Source organism: Umezawaea sp., assembly GCF_057122925.1.
Genome location: NZ_DBNGPQ010000128.1, coordinates 41,330 through 57,791, shown reverse-complemented (window position 1 = coordinate 57,791; position 16,462 = coordinate 41,330). Strand labels below are relative to the sequence as shown.

The following is a 16,462-nucleotide window of genomic DNA, read 5'->3' as shown; positions in this document are numbered from 1 at the left end:
TCGGCGGCACGGGCATCGGGCTCAGACGCTGACCGTGGTGAGCCTGCTGAACTCGGACAGCAGATCGTAGCCGTCCCAGACCGCGGCGAAACTGAGGGCGGACCCGAAGGGCACGATCCGGTCGATCCCGCGCCCCGCCACCGCGCGCGCGAAGCCGATGAGCTCGTCGCGGGAGAAGCCGAACGTGCTCAACGTCTGGTCCTTGCGCCGCACGAGGCCCGCGAACTCGGCCAGGCTGCCCAGGGTCGCCTGGGGGAAGGTACCGACGCCGAGCCACTCCCTCGGCACGGCCGACGGGTCGACGAGTTCGAGGGTCGCCACGGCGTTGCCGTCGAAGCGGATCTCGGTCGCGTGGCCCTGCGCGGCGACGCCGTAGGCGGACACCCGCTTCTGCACGGCCATCGCGGGTTCGACGGTGAAGTGCTTGCCCGCGACCACCTCGCCGAGCAGGCCGCGGAACTCCTCGCGCCCGAGCCGGGCCGCGGCGTCGTCGCCGACCCAGAACAGCGTGCGCGGGGAGGAGCAGGCGGCCTGGTCGAACCAGTACGAGTCGTTGTAGAACCCGACCACGGCGTCGCGCCGCTGCTCGGGTGTCGCGGCCTGCCACCCGGCCACCGAGATCGCGGCGAACGACGCGCGGTCGGGGAAGGTGAGGTCGCGGGCGCTCGCCGCGAGCGGGTGCTTGCGCAGCTCGGTCACGGACCGGTCGCCGCCCCAGATCACCCGCAGCTCGCACGCGGCCGACAGGGCGGCGGTCACGGCGTCGTCCCGGCCGTAGGTGACCATGCGCTGGGTCTGCGCGATGATCGGGTCCGCGTCCGCGAGCGCCTCGTTGAGCGCCTCGACCACGGTCTCCGCGGCACCGGCCGAGCGCGACGAGATGCGCACCACGTTGGGGTTGCCCGCCAGCGCGGACAACGCCCACGAGTAGACGAAGATGGTGTCCACGTTGGCCGGTGGCACGTGGAACACGAGGCCGCGCGGGAACCTCAGCGCGTCGGCCCCGGTGTCCATCGTGGACAGTGCCTTGGCGATCTCGCCCCGGCGCAGGAAGAACCCGAGCGAGGCGAGCTCCGGGTAGCGCCGGGCGGTCGCGGGCGCGAGCAGCTTGCGCGCGAACTTCACCAGGAAGTCGACGACCCGCTCGTCACCGACCTTCAGCCTGCCGTTCGCCGGCTCGCCGGACAGCTCGGCCACGAGGCTGTCGACCTCGACGTCCGGCCCGGCCGGGAAACGCTGCTGGACCTTGCTCACGCCGCTCCTCCGCTGAACGTGTCCGAACAACCGCGGGCCTCGGCGCGCGGCAGCCTGCCGAGCACGGAGAAGCGCTTGCCCGGCCAGTCGCCGTCGTCGATCCCGTGCACCACGCCGAGGTCCTCGGTGAGCAGCACGTGGCCGGGGTACGAGCGCGGCACGGTGCTGACCACCTCGATCACGCCCGGCACGCCGACCGGCTGCTCGGCCCACGTCTCCGGGTCCCGGACCACCACGTCGGCGAAGTCGGGGCAGTACAGGGAGTTCCCCGACGGGCCCTCGACGAACACGGTGCCGAGCTGCTCGACCATGCCGTAGTAGTTGTGGATCCGGGTCAGCCCGGTGTCGTTCGCGAACGCGCGGCGGAACTCGGCGTTGTCGACCGAGCGGTCGATCAGCTTCTTCCAGCCGCCGGAGTGGACCAGGATCCCGTTGGACAGGTCGAGCCGGTGCTCGCGCGCGACCTCGTAGAGGTACTGCCACACCATGAAGGTGAAGCCGAAGATGAGGAACGGCTCGTCGCCGTGCGCCGCGAGGAAGCCCTTGACGGCCTCGACGTCCGGCTGGTCGTCCTCGTCCAGCGCGTAGACGTGCTTGCGGCCGAAGTTCGCCATGCCCAGCACGCCCGCGCCGCGCGCGGAGAACGAGCGGCGGTTCTTGATGATGCCGATGGTGTCCACCATGAGCATCGGCAGCCGCTTGTCGCCCAGCACGGCCTGGAGCGTGCGGCCGAGGTAGCGGGGCTGGTCGGCCGCGGCTTCCTTGTCCAGGTAGATCCGGGACACCTCGGCGCCGGTCGTGCCCGACGACGTCAGGACCTTGAAGACCTCGTCGTCCGGCACGCTCTTGAGCACGTGGTGCTTGAACATGCGCACGGGCAGCCACGGCACCTGCTCGACGGAGTCGAACCCGGCACCGCGGGCGTGGCCCAGCGAGCCGAGGATCCGGTCGTACGGCTCGCAGTGCGCCCGGTGGTGCTCGGTCAGCTCCGTCAGCGCGGGCAGCAGGGCCGCCTCGCGCTCGGCCTGGCCCAGCCCGAAAACACCCTCAACGATCGCTGTCACGCCCGTCCCTCCAGGGAGCGGTAGTCGACCTTGCCGCTGGCCAGCAGGGGCAGGGCGTCGACCTCCCGCACGTCGAATCCTGACACGTGCATGTGCAGCTTCTCCGCGAGTTCGCGGGCGACCGCCTTGCGCGTGTCGGCACCGCGGTCCTCCAGCCAGACGACCACCTTGTCGCCCGCGGGCACCGCGGCCACCGCACCCGTGTCCAACCCCGCCCCCCGCACGATCTGTTCCAGGTCGTCGAGGTTGACGCGGTTGCCGAACACCTTGCCGATGCGCTTGAGCCTGCCGGTGATGAAGAGGTAGCCGTCCTCGTCGAGCCTGCCGAGGTCCCCGGTCTCCAGCACGCCGCCGCGCGAGTCGCCGTCGGCCAGCTCGGCCTCCGACTCCGCGTAGCCCATCATCACGTTCGGCCCGCGGTAGAGCACCTCGCCCACGACGCCGGGTTCGGTCGTCTCCGCCCCGGCCCCGGTGCGGATCGTGAACGCGCCACCGGGGAGCGCGGGGCCCGCGGAGCCGAGCTTCTCGGCCAGCTTCTCGGCGGGCACGGTGGCCATCCTGGGCGCGGCCTCGGTCTGGCCGTACATGACGAACATCCGCCCACCCGCCGCGACCATCTTGTCGTTGAACTCGGTGACGAGGTCGTCGCGCAGCTTGCCGCCCGCCTGCGTGATCGTGCGCAGGCTGGGGTACTTGGCGGGGTCGAAGCGCAGGCGCTTGAGCATCTCGTAGTGGTACGGGACGCCGGCCAGCGACGTGATCTTGTGGTCGGCGACGGCCTGCCAGAACGGCCTGCCCATCACGCCGGTGGCCTCGACGACCACGGTCGCGCCGCGCAGCAGGTGGCTGTTCAGGACGGACAGGCCGTAGCTGTAGTGCAGCGGCAGGCTCGTCGGCGCGACCTCGTCGGCACCGATGCCGAGCACCTCGGCGATGGCCTCGGCGTTGCTCAGCACGGCCGTCCTGGACAGCCGGACGAACTTCGGGTTGCCGGTGGAGCCGCTCGTGGGCAGCAGCACGGCGAGGTCCGGGTGCGGCACGACGCCGTCCGCGGCCTCGCGCACCCAGGCCGGTCCGCCCACCTCGGCGGGCCGGTAGCCGTCGGGTGCGACCCCGTCGGCGCCGAGCACGGCGGCCGGGCGGAAGGCCGCGACCAGCGCCAGCAGCACGTCCCGGTCCTGGCCCGCGTCCAGCAGCGCGACGGGCCGGTCCGAGGTGAACGCGGCGAGGTAGCGCAGCACGCTCGGCACGTCGACGGCCGTGCGCGCGAACACCACGCCGACGGGCAGCGCCGCCAGCTCGGCGGCCAGCGCGTCGACCCGTGACCGCAGGTCAGCGCCCGCCAGCTCCGTGCCGTCCGCCGCGTCGACCAGCCGAGCGCCGTCGCCGAGCAGGCTCACAGCACGAGCCCCCCGTCGACGCCGAGCACCTGACCGGTCACGAACGACGCGTCGTCGCTGACCAGGAAGCGGATCACCCGCGCGACCTCGTCGGCCTCGCCGAGCCTGCTCAGCGCGGTGTCCCTGGTGATCCGTTCGAGCACGTCGTCGGACTGGCCCGCGGTGAGGTCGGTCTTGATCACGCCGGGAGCGACCGCGTTGACCCTGATGCCGTAGCGGCCCAGCTCCTTCGCCGACGACCGGGCGATGCTCGCGACAGCGGCCTTGGTGGCCGCGTAGACCAGCTGCCCGGCGTTGCCGCGCTCGCCCACGATCGACGCGAGCAGCACGATCGACCCGGTCTTCTTGCGCATCATGGCGCGCGCCGCGGCCTGCACGGTCGCGATGGTGCCGCTGACGTTCGTGCTGAGCATGCGGTCGACGTGGTCGTCGCCGATCATCCCGATCAGCGCGCCCTCCAGCACCCCCGCGCTGGCGACGAGCGCGTCGATCCGGCCGTGCTCCTTCGCGACGCCCCGGAACAGGTCCTTGACCGCTGCCGGGTCCGTGACGTCCAGCGCCAGGCCGCTGACCGCGGCCCCGTGCCGTTCGGCCAGCTCGCCCGCCCGCTGCTTCGCCGCGGTGTCGTCCCGACCGGTCAGCACGACGGTCGCGCCGGACGCGGCGAGCGCGTCCGCGGTGGCCAGCCCGATGCCCCTGGTGCCCCCGGTGACGACCGCCACCCGACCGGACAGGTCGATCCGCACGTCAGTCACCGGCACCCAGTACCCGCAGCATGTCGAGCGCGACCTTGAAGCTGCTCATGTCGATGACCTGGTCGGTGTCGAACTGGACGTCGAACTCGTCCTCGATCGCCGCGACGAGCGCCATGTGGCCGACCGAGTCCCACTCCTCGATCTCGCGGTACTTCAGGTTCTCGACGTCGACGTCCTCACCGAGCGCGAGCGCTTCGACGAAGGTGCTGCGCAGCCGTTGCTGCAAGTCCATCTGAGTTCTCCCGTGTCCTGGCCTGCGACGTCCAGCGCGGGTGCTGGCGCCCGCGAGTCGGCGGCCCAGAGTACGAGGGTAGCCGGTGGTCGGCAGCCTCCGAGCCACGGTGGGGAGGGGGCGGGCGGGATGAGACCGGTTACAGCTGCCCACCCCAGGGCATTTCCTGCGGGTGAACGCGGGTAGCCTGCCACGGTGCTCGCTGCGCTCATGTGCTAGCAGCTCCCTGACCTGCTGCTGAGCCAGACCGGACCGGTCTGTCTCGACGCGGCCCCGCCCGATGGGAAGACGGAGAATGATCCCAATCACCGTTGTCGACGTGCGCGACGCGGAGCCGTACGTGCTCGAAGTGCTCCGCTCGGGAGTCATCGCCCAGGGCCCGATGGTGAAGCGGTTCGAGGACACCTTCGCCGAGATCGCGGGCGTGAAGCACGCGGTCGCCGTGAACAACGGCACCACGGCGCTGGTGGCCGCGATCCAGGCCCTGGACCTGCGACCGGGTGATGAGGTCGTGACCTCGCCGTTCACCTTCATCGCGACCCTCAACGCGATCCTGGAGGCGGGTGCCACCGCGCGCTTCGCGGACATCCGCGAGGACGACTTCTGCGTGGACCCGGACGCGATGGCGGAGGCCGTCGGGCCCCGGACCAAGGTCCTCATGCCGGTCCACCTCTACGGGCAGACCGCCGACATGGGCAAGATCGCGCCGATCGCCGAGGAGCGCGGTCTCGCGCTGGTCGAGGACGCGGCGCAGGCGCACGGCGCGAAGTTCGACGGGCGTCCGGCGGGCAGCTTCGGGCTCGGCTGCTTCTCGTTCTACGCGACGAAGAACATCACCACCGGTGAGGGCGGCATCATCACGACCGATGACGACGCCGTCAACGAGAAGCTGCGGATCCTGCGCAACCAGGGCATGCGGCAGCGCTACGAGTACGTGATGGCGGGCCACAACTACCGCCTCACCGACCTCCAGGCGGCGGTCGCCATCCCGCAGCTCGCGAAGATCGACCAGATCACCGCGAAGCGCAAGGAGAACGCCGCGACCCTCTCCGAGGGCCTCGCGGGCGTGCCCGGCCTGGTCACGCCGACCGAGCTGCCCGGTCGTTCGCACGTGTGGCACCAGTACACCGTGCTGCTCACCGAGGACGCGGCGCTCACCCGCGACGAGTTCTCGGCCAAGCTGACCGAGCGCGGCATCGGCAACGGGATCTACTACCCGAAGCTCGTCACCGACTACGCCTGCTACCAGGACAACCCGAACGTCATCGCGTCCGAGACGCCGGTGGCCAAGCGCGTCACGGAGCAGTGCCTGTCGATCCCCGTGCACGCGGGTCTGACCGACGACGAGCTCGCCACCGTCGTCGGCACCGTCCGGGAGGTGTTGGGCGCGTGACCGCACGTCCTCGGATCCTGCTCGTCGGCACCGGCACGATGGGCTCGCTGCACGCCCGCGTGCTGTCCCAGTCCGACCGCTGCGACCTGGTCCGCGTGGCCGAGCCGCGCGAGGAGGTCGGGCGTTCGGTGGCCGACCGCTTCGACGCGACCTGGTCGCCGGAGATCGGCGACCTGTCCGACGTCGACGCGGTCGTGCTCGCCTCGGCCACCGAGTTCCACCACGGCCTGGCGCTCGAGGTGCTGGCGCAGGACAAGCCGCTGCTGGTCGAGAAGCCGGTGTGCGACGGCCTGGCCGCGAGCGAGGAGGTCGTGCGGATCTCCGCCGAGCGCGGCATCCCCCTGATGTGCGGCCTGCTGGAGCGCTACAACCCGGCCGTGCTGACCGCGTTGTCGCTGGTCGACAGCCCGGTGCACGTGGCGGCCACGCGGCACTCGCCGTACGCCCCCCGCATCCGCACCGGTGTCTCGTGGGACCTGCTGGTGCACGACGTCGACCTGGCGATCCGCACGTTCGGCGGGATCGACCCGGTCAGCGTGCAGGGCAGCTTCGGCTACTTCCACCCGACGTCGGTCGACGACGCCGAGGACATCGCCGAGACCGTGCTGCGGTTCGACGGCGGCGGCCTGGCGACGGTGTCCGCGAGCCGGATCGGCCAGCGCAAGGTCCGCTCGCTGGTGATCACCGAGCTGGACCGGCTGATCGAGGCCGACCTGCTGCGCCGCGACGTGACCATCTACCGGCACGTGTCGAACGACGCCGCGACGCCGGACGGCAGGGGCTACCGCCAGCAGTCGATCATCGAGATCCCCGAGCTGGTGTCGGCGCGCGAGCCGCTCGCCGCCCAGCTCGACCGGTTCCTCGACATCCTGGCCGGGACGGTCGACGCCGACGAGGAGCGCAACGCGATCCTGCCGTCCCACCGCGTGGTGGCACAGGTGTTCGAGAACCGGAAGGCCGTCCCCGCGGGGGTCTGACCTGCGAGTTCCACAGGGGGTGTGCTCCGGGGGCGGAGCACACCCCCTTCGTCCATCTCGGTGATCCATGTCACATGGAACCTCCTTGGCGCGATGAACCAAGCGCACAGGGGAGGTGCGAAGTGACCTATGACCAGAACCAACGCTTCATCCGGTTGGTGCCGGGGGGCAACGGCGTCGTCTACGCGATCCAGGCGGACGGAGTCCTGCTGTGGTACCGCCACGCGGGCTGGCAGACCGGCGCCGCGTCGTGGAGCAACGGCGCGGGACTCGCGATCGGGACCGGCTGGCAGCAGTTCAAGACCGTGCTCGCCGCCGACGACGGCCAGCTCTTCGCGATCGGCGAGGACGGCTCCATGCGCTGGTACAAGTACCAGCTGACCGACCCGAACACCGGTTCCGGGACCTGGCACCCGGCGAGCGGGTCGGTGATCCGCACCGGGCTCCAGGCGTACCCGCGGATCTTCGGCGGGTGGAACGGCGTCCTCTACGCCATCGACACCAGCGGGGACCTGCACTGGTTCCGCTACCTGGCGGGCAACGGCACCAACGGGGCGGGTGCCTGGCACGGCAACTGCGGCTCGGTGATCAGCACCGGGTGGAAGCTGTTCTACGCGGTGTTCGCCGACCCGAACGGCGTGATCTACGGCATCGCGCGGGGTGGGAACCTCCTGCACTGGTGGCGCTACCTGGCGGGTGACGGCACCAACGCCGCGGGCGCGTGGACCAACGGCGGCAAGCCGTGGGTGATCGGCAGCGGGTTCTCCGACGACGCCAACAAGTCCTGGTTCGCCAACACCACGGGCACGGTCTACCTGGTGTGGATGGACACGGCGACCACTCCGGGCTACGACGACAAGCTGAACTGGTTCCGGCTGCTCAACTCGGAGACCATCAGCGGCGACTGGACGGGAGCCTGGGTCAACGGGGGCGCCCCCCTCCAGGTCGGTGCCGGGTTCTCCGTCGAGCCGACGGCCGCGCTCCAGGGGTACGCGAACGACCTGAGCCCGCGCCCCGGCTACCCGCAGGGCTTCCCGGTCTCCAGCACGTTCACCACGGTCCAGGCGACCGTCGAGCGGCTGGCCGTGAGCGGGCAGCCGCCGGGCAGCGTCGTGTGGGGACCGGTCAGCCAACCCGGCCGCCTCCAACCGCTCCCCGGCGGCTACCGGGCGACCGGCTGCGGCTGGACCCCGGACTTCTCGCTCACCATCCCGGCGTCCTGGCCGTCCGGGGTGTACGTGTGCAGGCTGCGCGGGCTGCTGAACGGCGTGCCGCACCTCCGGTACGACATCCCGTTCGCGGTCAAGCCCACCGCGCCGTCGTCGCCGATCGCGGTCCTGCTGCCGACCAACACCTACAACGCCTACAACACCTGGGCGGGCCACAACACGTACACCACCGTGGGCCAGGTCGGGGTGCAGCGGACGTTCGCCTCGCTGCGGCCGAACGACAGCGTGTGGACCGACGACCGGGCGAGCCTCTGCCACACGTTCTACTCGGACCTGCTGCTGCTGCGCTGGCTGGTCGCCAACGGGTTCTCGTTCGACTGCTACCAGGACGGCGACCTGGACGCCGACGGCACCTGGCTCGGGCACTACGACGCGCTGGTGCTCGGCAGCCACGCGGAGTACTGGTCGCAGACGATGAAGGACCGGGTGAACGCCTACCTCGGCAGCGGCGGGCACGTGATCGCCACCGGCGGGAACACGATGTTCGAGAAGGTCTCCTGGTCCGCGGACGGCGACTCGGTGGTCTTCCGCTCGACGAACGGGCTGCGCGAGCCGATGTGGTTCGCCAACCTGGGGCAGCCGACCTCGGCCGTGCTCGGGCTCGACTGGGACGGATCGGAGTTCATGACCTTCGGCCCGTACCGGGTGGTGGACGCCGCGCACCCGTTCCTCGCGGGCTGCGGGCTGACCGTGGGCGGCACCTTCGGCGCGCAGTCGTACAACATCGCGGCCAGCGGGTGGGAGGTCGACCGCAGGCCGGTGCCACCCCGCCCCGGCACCCAGCTCATCGCGGTCGGGCAGAACAGCGGTGGGGACAACGGCGCCGAGATGGTCAAGCTGGACCGGCCGGGCGGTGGCTGGGTGTTCAACACCGGCTCCATCGCGTTCAACGGGTCGCTGGCGCTGGACGCCACGTGCTCGCTCGTCCTGAAGAACGCGCTCAACGCCGCGATCACGTAGCGCGGTGACCACGCGGGTGCCCTCCGGTGCGCGTCGCGCCGGAGGGCACCCGCGTGACGGGTCAGGGCTTGTCGAACTCGCCCGCGGGCGCTCCCCAGACGACGGTCTCGCCGCGCTCCTCGGCCAGCTCGCGGCGGCGCTTGTTCTCCGCGCGCACCCGCTCGGCCTCGCCGCGGATGTACTCGTCGTCGTAGCGCTGGAACACCCTGGCCGGGTTGCCCGCGACCAGGCTGCGCTCCGGCACGTCCTTCGCCACGACCGACAGCGGCTGCACGGTGGCGAAGTCGCCGATCGTCACGCCGGGCATGATCACGCTGTTGCCGCCGATGAAGCAGCCCTTGCCGATGCGGACCGGCTTGCGCTCGATCAGGTCGGTGCCCGAGTGGTTCTCCAGCATCATGTTCGCGAGCCAGCTGGAGTGCGTGAAGACCAGGCAGTTGAGCCCGATGCTGGTGTGCTCGCCGATCTCCATGCCGCCGCTGGCGTCGAGCACGGCGCCCTCGCCGATCCAGCAGTGGTCGCCGATCTTCAGCCGGTCGGGGCTGATCACCTTGGCCCGCTCGCGGATGCGGGTCGTCTCGGGCAGGCCGAACAGCTTCGCCCGCTCCTGGTCGTTCATGTACTGACCGACCAGCTCGGTCAGGATGTGCGGCCGGAGCCGGTTGCTGCGCTCGTCGTCGAAGAACATCAGTGCTTTCCTGCCGGGGTCGAAGCGGACATCAACTCGAACACGTCGAGGTGCTTGCGGGTCACCTTCTCCAGCGTGAACCCGTCGAGCACCACGGCGCGCTGCCTGGACGCGATCCGCCTCCGCTCCTCGGGATCGGCGAGCAACCGGTTCACCGCGCTGACGAGGTCGTCGGTGTGATCCGGCCGAACCAGCACCGCGTTGTCCCAGTTGCGCAGCTCGACACCGGGGAAGTTGGTCTCGCGCACGGCGCAGACGGTCGCCCTGCCCGCGGCCATCGCCTCCAGACTCGCTGTGCCACACCCTATGCCCTGGAGGTCGTGGGCGACGACGTCGGCGGCGGCCAGGTAGGAGGGCACGTCCGCCCTGGGCACGGCGCCCGTGCTGAGGAACGCGTGCGCGACCCCGAGCCGTTCCGCCCGGCGCAGGTACGCGTCGTAGTACTGGTGGCCGACGACCAGGACCTTGGTGTCGGGGTGTTCGGCGAGCACGCCCGGCATCGCGTCGACCAGGGCCGTCCGGTCGCGCAGCGGGATCACGTGCCCGAGCGAGACGACCAGCGGCCCGGTCCCGATGCCCAGCTCGGCCCGCACGTCCCTGGTCGGCGGCTGCGAGCACCAGTCGGGGTCGACCGCGACCGGGATGTGCTCGAAACGGTCCTCGTCGGCGCCGTACCGCGCCGCGCAGTAGGTGGCCGCGAGTTCGTCCATGATCACGAAGCGGGGGTTGGACAACCGGAGCACGGGTCGCACGAGGAACCGGTCGAGCGCGCGGAACAGCAGCGAGTAGAACCGGTTCCGGCTCTCCAGCCTCGTGTGGACCGACAGCAGCACCGGCACCCCGCGCCTGCGGGCGTACCAGCCGGTCAGCCAGCTCAGGTCGAGGAACTGGCCGTGCTGGTGGATGACGTCCGGCTCGAACTCGTCGAGGATGCGGAACACCCGGCGCAGGTTGCCCGGCCTCGCGGTGAAGGTGATGTCGAAGTCGATCGACAGGCCGAGCTGGGGCATCCCGAACGCGGGCAGCCGGTGCACCCGGTAGCCGCGCACGTCCTCTTCGGCGGGTGCGTCGTGGTACGCGGCGGTGAGCACCACCACCTCGTGCCCGAGCCGGACGAACCTCTCGGCGAGCGCTGAAGCCAGGTGCGCGCTGCCCCCGACCCTCGGCGGGAAGAAGTTGTTCACTACCGCGATGCGCACCCGACGACCCCCTCGGCCGTTCGCGGACGACGCGGCCCCGGATCGGGGCCGCGTCCGCAGGTCCGGTGGATCAGCTGGTGGCGCTGAGCTTGACGAGCTCGTTCATGCCGTCCTCGACCGAGATGGTGGGCTCCCAGCCGAGCACCTCCTTGGCACGGGTGATGTCCGCCGCGCGGCGGGACACGAGCACGTCGCGCGGGTTGAACGTCGGCTCGACGTCCACGCCGACGGCGTTGATCAGGATCTTGGCCAGGTCGGCGACCGTGGTGTCGATCCCGGTGCCGATGTTGACCGGCACGTTGGCCTTCTCCGACTCCAGCGCGGCGACGACCGAGCGGGCGATGTCCGTCACGTGGATGAAGTCCATCGACTGCTCGCCCTTGCCGTCGATGACCGGCGGCAGGCCCTGGCGGAGGCGGTTCACGAAGTGGTTGATCACCGAGGTGTAGTACGCGGTGGTCTTCTGGCCGGGGCCGTAGACGTTGAAGAAGCGCAGGCCGACCCAGGACAGGCCCTTCGTGCGCTCGTAGAAGCCCAGCAGGTCCTCACCGGAGCGCTTGGCGATGCAGTACGGCGTGAGCGGCGACAGCTCGTCGTCCTCGTGCATCGGCAGCTTCTTCGGGTCGCCGTAGACCGAGGCGGACGAGGCGTACACCAGCCTGCGCACGCCCTGGTCGGCGGCGGCGGCGAACACGTTGTGGTTGCCGACCATGTTGATGTCGACGCTCTCGTACGGGTCCGAGACGCTCTTGTTGATGGAGACCGCGGCGAGGTGGATGACGCTCTCGCAGCCCTTCATCGCGTTCTGCACCGCGCCGCCGTAGCGGACGTCCTGGTCGATCAGCTCGACGTTGCCGGTCGCGACCAGCTCGGCGACCTTGTCGCGGTCACCGCGGAACATGTTGTCGAAGATGCGGACCTTGTAGTCGCGTTCGAGCAGCATCGGCACGACGTGCATACCGATGAAGCCGGCTCCACCGGTGACGAAGACCGTGCGCTGGGACGAGGACATGCGGGGGGACTCCTGTGTTTCGAGGCTCTCGGGTACGTGCTGGGTGAGGTGGGTCAGCGGACTTCGCCGAGCACCTCGCGGAGCGTCTTGGCGACTCGCTCCACCTGGTCGTCGGTCAGGTTGGCGTGCATCGGGATCGCCAGGTGCCTGCGGAACAGGTCCGCCGACACCGGGCACGGCGTGGTCTGGCCGTAGACCGGCTGGACGTGCGAGGCGTAGGTGCCGAAGTTGCACTGCACCCCGCGCTCGCGCAGCCGGATGGCGACCTCTCCGCGGTCGACGTCCGGGTCGAGGGTCACCACGTAGGACTGCCACGGGTGGACCCGGTCGGGGAGCTCGACCGGCAGGGTCACGCCGTCGACGCCGTCGAGCAGCTCCTGGTAGCCCCTGGCCGCGCGGGCGCGGTTCGCGAGCAGCGTCGGGAGCCGGTCGAGCTGGGCGAGCATGATGCCCGCCATGACGTCCGACATGCGGTAGTTGTAGCCGGCGACGTCGAACGACGGCACGGGCAGCTCGCGCGCGCCCTCACGGCTCAGCGCGGGCTCGATGCCGTAGGTGTGCAGCTTGCGGGCCTTGGCGGCCCACTCCGCGTTGTTCGTGGTCAGGGCACCGCCCTCACCGGCGGTGATGCCCTTGCGGCCGTGGAAGCTGAAGGTGGCCACGTCGGCGAGCCCACCCGCGGGCCTGCCCTTGTAGCTCGCGCCGGACGAGCAGGCGCCGTCCTCGATGAGGAACAGGCCGTGCTTGTCGGCGATGGCGCGCAGCTCGTCGTAGTCGGCGGGCTGGCCGAACACGTCGACGGCGAGGATGCCGACGGTCCTGGGCGTGATGGCCGCTTCGACGGCGGCCGGGTCGACGCTCCAGATGTCCGGGCGGACGTCGGCGAAGACGGGCTTCGCGCCGGTCCACATCACCGAGTGACCGGTGGCCGGGAACGTGTAGTCGCCCACGATGACCTCGTCACCGGGCTTGACCCCGACGACGTCGAGGGCCAGGTGGAGCGCCGCGCCGCAGTTGTTCGTGGCGAGCACGTGCTCGGCCCCGGCAACCTCGGCGAACCGCTCCTCGAACTTGGCGCAGGTCGGTCCGGCGCCGGAGAGCCAGCCCGTCTCGAAGACCGCGGCGACGGCCGCGAGCTCTTCCGCGCCGACAGTGGGTTGACCCAGAGCAATGGTGTCGGACATGCCTCTCCCAGTATTCGACCGCAGGTGAGTCTATAGGTGCCTGACCTGCACCCCCGGTCGCCCCCGTAACCTCGGTGTCACACGAACGAGAGGGCGAGACGTGCAGCACATCGTGGTGATCGGTGGCGGGATCGTCGGACTGGCGACGGCCAACGAGCTCGCCAACCGCGGCAAGCAGGTCACCGTTCTGGAGAAGGAGCCGCACTGGGCGGCCCACCAGACCGGCCACAACAGCAACGTGGTGCACGCGGGGCTCTACTACAAGCCCGGCTCCCTCAAGGCGAGGATGTCGGTGGCGGGCAACGCGTCGATCATCGAGTTCGCCCGCGACAACGGTGTCCCGTACGAGGTGTGCGGCAAGCTCGTCGTGGCCACGAGCGAGGACGAGCTGCCGAGGCTGGCCGCGCTCGCCGAGCGGGCCGAGGCCAACGGCGTGCCCGCCAAGATGATCTCGGCGGAGGAGGCCCGCGAGCACGAGCCCGAGGTCGCCACCGTGGCCGCGCTGCGCGTCGAGAGCACCGGCATCATCGACTTCCCGGCGATCTGCGCCGCGCTGGTCCGGCGGCTCACCGAGCACGGCGCCGACCTGCGGCTCGACAGCCCGGCGCTGGCGATCCGCCGGGCGAGCACCGGCGGCGGCGTCGAGGTCGCGACCCCGCGGGGCGTCGTGCGGGCCGACGCGCTGGTGAACTGCGCGGGCCTGCACAGCGACCGGGTGGCGAAGCTCGCGGGCCTCTCGCCCTCCGCGACGATCGTGCCGTTCCGCGGCGAGTACTTCGAGCTGCGCCCCGAGCGCCGCCACCTGGTCCGCGGCCTGATCTACCCGGTGCCGGACCCCGCGCTGCCGTTCCTCGGCGTGCACCTCACCCGCATGCTCGACGGCAGCGTCCACGCCGGACCGAACGCCGTGCTCGCGCTGCGCCGCGAGGGGTACCGCTGGCGCGACGTCTCCCCGAGCGACCTGCTCGACGTGGCGAGGTTCCCCGGCACCTGGAAGCTGGCGCGCAAGTTCGCCAAGACCGGTCTGGAGGAGGTGCTCCGCTCCTTCTCGCGCAAGCGGTTCGCGGCGAGCCTGGCCAGGCTGGTGCCCGCCGTGGGCGAGGACGACCTGGTGAAGGCCGAGGCGGGCGTCCGCGCGCAGGCCATGCTCCGGGACGGTTCGCTGGTGGACGACTTCCTGGTCGAGACCTCCCCGCGCCAGGTGCACGTGCTCAACGCGCCGTCGCCCGCGGCGACGGGGTCGCTGGAGATCGCCAAGCACGTGAGCGGGCTCGTCGTCGAGCAGCTCGGGTGAGACGCGGAGGGGCCCCGGTCCGCACCGGGGCCCCTCCGTCGTCCGTCGTCGCTAGCGGGGGGTGGCGGGCACCAGGACCTCGCGGCCGCCGAGGTACGGGCGCAGCGCCTCGGGCACCCGCACCGAGCCGTCGGCCTGCTGGTGGTTCTCCAGGATCGCCGCGATCCAGCGGGTGGTGGCGAGGGTGCCGTTCAGCGTCGCGGCGATCTGCGACTTGCCGTTCTCGTCGCGGTACCGGACGTTGAGGCGCCGGGCCTGGAACGTGGTGCAGTTCGAGGTCGACGTCAGCTCGCGGTAGGCCTCCTGCGTGGGCAGCCAGGCCTCGCAGTCGAACTTGCGGGCCGCGCTCGTGCCGAGGTCGCCCGCCGCCGTGTCGATGACCCGGTAGGGGACCTCGATGCGGCCGAGCATCTGCTCCTCCCAGCCCAGCAGGCGCGCGTGCTCGGCCTCGGCGTCCTCGGGACGCACGTAGGAGAACATCTCGACCTTGTTGAACTGGTGCACGCGGATGATGCCGCGGGTGTCCTTGCCGTAGCTGCCCGCTTCGCGGCGGTAGCACGACGACCAGCCCGCGTAGCGGCGCTCGCCGTCGAGGATCTCGTCGGCGTGGTAGCCCGCGAGCGGCACCTCCGACGTGCCGACCAGGTACAGGTCGTCGTCGCGGAGCCGGTACACCTCGCTGGCGTGCTCACCGAGGAAGCCGGTGCCCGCCATGATCTCCGGCCGCACCAGGGTGGGCGTGATCATGAGCGTGAAGCCGTTCTCGGTGGCCAGCGTCGCGGCCATGTTCAGCAGCGCCAGTTCGAGCTGGGCGCCGACCCCGGTGAGGAAGTAGAAGCGCGAGCCGGAGACCTTGGCGCCGCGCTCGGTGTCGATCGCGCCGAGCCTCACGCCCAGGTCGAGGTGGTCGAGCGGGGTGAAGTCGAACGCACGGGGCTCGCCGACGTGCTTGAGCACGACGTAGTCGTCCTCGCCGCCCGCGGGGGCGTCGGGGTGCACGACGTTGGGGATGGCGCGGTGCAGCTCGGTCAGCTCGGCCTCGGCGGCGTGCTGCTCGGCTTCCGCGGCCTTGACCTCGGCGGCCATCTCCTTGCCCTTGGCCAGCAGCGCGTCGCGCTCCTCGCCGCGGGCCCTGCCGACCTGCTTGCCGAACAGCTTCTGCTCGGCCCGCAGCGCGTCGGCCCTGGAGATGGCGGCACGGCGGCGCTCGTCCGCGGACAGCAGCGCGTCGACCACGGACTCGTCCTCACCGCGCGCTCGTTGCGACGCACGGACGGCTTCGGGGTTCTCGCGCACTGCCTTCAGGTCGATCACGAGGGGTAAGGGTAGTCCGTCACCCCTCGCGATCGCGCCCGGATATCTCCTAGCTGATGGCGACGGCCACCACGAGACCCAGCGCGACGTGCGCGCTGGCCACGACGACGCTCGCCGGGGCGAACTTCTCGGACTCGATGAGCCTGCCGATGTCCAGGCGCGTGACCCACTCCAGCAGGCGCACGGCGAGGACCTGGACGATGATCCCGACGAAGCCGAAGATCAACGAGTAGAGCAGGCCCTCGGTGAGCTTGCCCTCGGAACTGTAGATCGCGACCACGATGATCAGCGCCATGCTGAACAGGCCCGCGGCGGTCACGATGACCGCGTTCGGCTTGCCCGTGCGGACCAGACCGCTGAGCTGGCCCGGCGTCGTGAAGTCGATGGCGTAGAAACCCACGACCATCAGGAGCAGACCGACGACGGCGTACAGCGCGATCGCGCCGATGCCCCGACCGATCGTCGAACCGAATCCGGGGTCCAACGCGAGTTGGATGATCACTGGCC

15 protein-coding genes are annotated in these 16,462 nt (G+C 70.9%); 4 read left to right on the top strand and 11 right to left on the bottom strand.

Translation table 11 applies throughout. The annotated features are described in order from the left end of the window. Window positions 1-21: 21 nt before the first annotated feature. Genes AC156L_RS29270 through AC156L_RS29250 form a run of 5 tightly spaced genes read right to left on the bottom strand, consistent with a single transcriptional unit; the run spans window position 22 to window position 4,705 of the window. Window positions 22-1,254: an acyl-CoA reductase gene (locus AC156L_RS29270; RefSeq protein WP_330877482.1), complete on the bottom strand. Its 1,233-nt coding sequence runs from the start codon at window positions 1,252-1,254 to the stop codon at window positions 22-24. Further along, the gene (locus tag AC156L_RS29265) at window positions 1,251-2,309 is read right to left on the bottom strand and encodes a LuxE/PaaK family acyltransferase (RefSeq protein WP_330877573.1); all 1,059 of its coding nucleotides are present in this window, start codon (window positions 2,307-2,309) and stop codon (window positions 1,251-1,253) included. The genes AC156L_RS29270 and AC156L_RS29265 overlap by 4 nt, the downstream gene beginning before the upstream one ends. Window positions 2,310-2,314: 5 nt before the next feature. Then, a complete protein-coding gene (locus tag AC156L_RS29260; RefSeq protein WP_330877481.1) occupies window positions 2,315-3,718 on the bottom strand; it encodes an AMP-binding protein in 1,404 nt (467 codons plus the stop codon). Further along, window positions 3,715-4,458, bottom strand: a complete 744-nt coding sequence (locus AC156L_RS29255; RefSeq protein ID WP_330877572.1) for an SDR family NAD(P)-dependent oxidoreductase — start codon at window positions 4,456-4,458, stop codon at window positions 3,715-3,717. Before AC156L_RS29255 ends, AC156L_RS29260 begins: the two co-directional genes overlap by 4 nt. Before the next feature lie 7 nt (window positions 4,459-4,465). Further along, a complete protein-coding gene (locus tag AC156L_RS29250) occupies window positions 4,466-4,705 on the bottom strand; it encodes an acyl carrier protein (RefSeq protein WP_330877480.1) in 240 nt (79 codons plus the stop codon). 295 nt (window positions 4,706-5,000) lie between these two features. On the opposite strand from AC156L_RS29250, the gene AC156L_RS29245 reads away from it, so the two are divergent. From AC156L_RS29245 to AC156L_RS29235, 3 genes are all read left to right on the top strand, one after another. Next, the gene (locus tag AC156L_RS29245) at window positions 5,001-6,098 is read left to right on the top strand and encodes a DegT/DnrJ/EryC1/StrS family aminotransferase (RefSeq protein ID WP_330877479.1); all 1,098 of its coding nucleotides are present in this window, start codon (window positions 5,001-5,003) and stop codon (window positions 6,096-6,098) included. Next, window positions 6,095-7,075, top strand: coding sequence for a Gfo/Idh/MocA family protein (locus AC156L_RS29240; RefSeq protein ID WP_330877478.1), 981 nt, complete (start codon window positions 6,095-6,097; stop codon window positions 7,073-7,075). The genes AC156L_RS29245 and AC156L_RS29240 overlap by 4 nt, the downstream gene beginning before the upstream one ends. A 122-nt stretch (window positions 7,076-7,197) precedes the next feature. Beyond that, the gene (locus AC156L_RS29235; protein WP_330877477.1) at window positions 7,198-9,264 is read left to right on the top strand and encodes a N,N-dimethylformamidase beta subunit family domain-containing protein; all 2,067 of its coding nucleotides are present in this window, start codon (window positions 7,198-7,200) and stop codon (window positions 9,262-9,264) included. Window positions 9,265-9,325: 61 nt separating this feature from the next. On the opposite strand, the gene AC156L_RS29230 is transcribed toward AC156L_RS29235, so the two are convergent. From AC156L_RS29230 to AC156L_RS29215, 4 genes are all read right to left on the bottom strand, one after another. Next, entirely contained in the window at window positions 9,326-9,952 is a 627-nt protein-coding gene (locus AC156L_RS29230; protein ID WP_330877476.1) for an acyltransferase, read from the bottom strand. After that, entirely contained in the window at window positions 9,952-11,151 is a 1,200-nt protein-coding gene (locus AC156L_RS29225; protein ID WP_330877475.1) for a glycosyltransferase family 4 protein, read from the bottom strand. Before AC156L_RS29225 ends, AC156L_RS29230 begins: the two co-directional genes overlap by 1 nt. A gap of 70 nt (window positions 11,152-11,221) precedes the next feature. Continuing rightward, a complete protein-coding gene (locus AC156L_RS29220) occupies window positions 11,222-12,163 on the bottom strand; it encodes an NAD-dependent epimerase/dehydratase family protein (RefSeq protein WP_330877474.1) in 942 nt (313 codons plus the stop codon). A 53-nt stretch (window positions 12,164-12,216) separates the two neighbouring features. Next, the gene (locus tag AC156L_RS29215; RefSeq protein ID WP_484407449.1) at window positions 12,217-13,347 is read right to left on the bottom strand and encodes a DegT/DnrJ/EryC1/StrS family aminotransferase; all 1,131 of its coding nucleotides are present in this window, start codon (window positions 13,345-13,347) and stop codon (window positions 12,217-12,219) included. Window positions 13,348-13,447: 100 nt separating this feature from the next. Between AC156L_RS29215 and lhgO the strand changes: the two genes are divergently transcribed. Next, the gene (gene lhgO, locus AC156L_RS29210) at window positions 13,448-14,641 is read left to right on the top strand and encodes an L-2-hydroxyglutarate oxidase (protein WP_330877472.1); all 1,194 of its coding nucleotides are present in this window, start codon (window positions 13,448-13,450) and stop codon (window positions 14,639-14,641) included. Window positions 14,642-14,692: 51 nt separating this feature from the next. Here lhgO and serS read toward each other — a convergent pair whose 3' ends face one another. Together serS and AC156L_RS29200 are read right to left on the bottom strand one after the other, a co-directional pair. After that, window positions 14,693-15,955: a serine--tRNA ligase gene (gene serS / locus AC156L_RS29205; RefSeq protein ID WP_330877471.1), complete on the bottom strand. Its 1,263-nt coding sequence runs from the start codon at window positions 15,953-15,955 to the stop codon at window positions 14,693-14,695. Between the two features lie 49 nt (window positions 15,956-16,004). Further along, the gene (locus AC156L_RS29200; RefSeq protein ID WP_330877470.1) at window positions 16,005-16,457 is read right to left on the bottom strand and encodes a DUF350 domain-containing protein; all 453 of its coding nucleotides are present in this window, start codon (window positions 16,455-16,457) and stop codon (window positions 16,005-16,007) included. Between the last annotated feature and the right edge of the window lie 5 nt (window positions 16,458-16,462).

Coding starts and splice junctions, on each gene's coding strand:
- AC156L_RS29250 (WP_330877480.1), bottom strand. CDS start 4,705: ATGGACTTGCAGCAACGGCTGCGCAGCACCTTCGTCGAAGCGCTCGCG.
- AC156L_RS29245 (WP_330877479.1), top strand. CDS start 5,001: ATGATCCCAATCACCGTTGTCGACGTGCGCGACGCGGAGCCGTACGTG.
- AC156L_RS29230 (WP_330877476.1), bottom strand. CDS start 9,952: ATGTTCTTCGACGACGAGCGCAGCAACCGGCTCCGGCCGCACATCCTG.
- AC156L_RS29220 (WP_330877474.1), bottom strand. CDS start 12,163: ATGTCCTCGTCCCAGCGCACGGTCTTCGTCACCGGTGGAGCCGGCTTC.
- AC156L_RS29215 (WP_484407449.1), bottom strand. CDS start 13,347: ATGTCCGACACCATTGCTCTGGGTCAACCCACTGTCGGCGCGGAAGAG.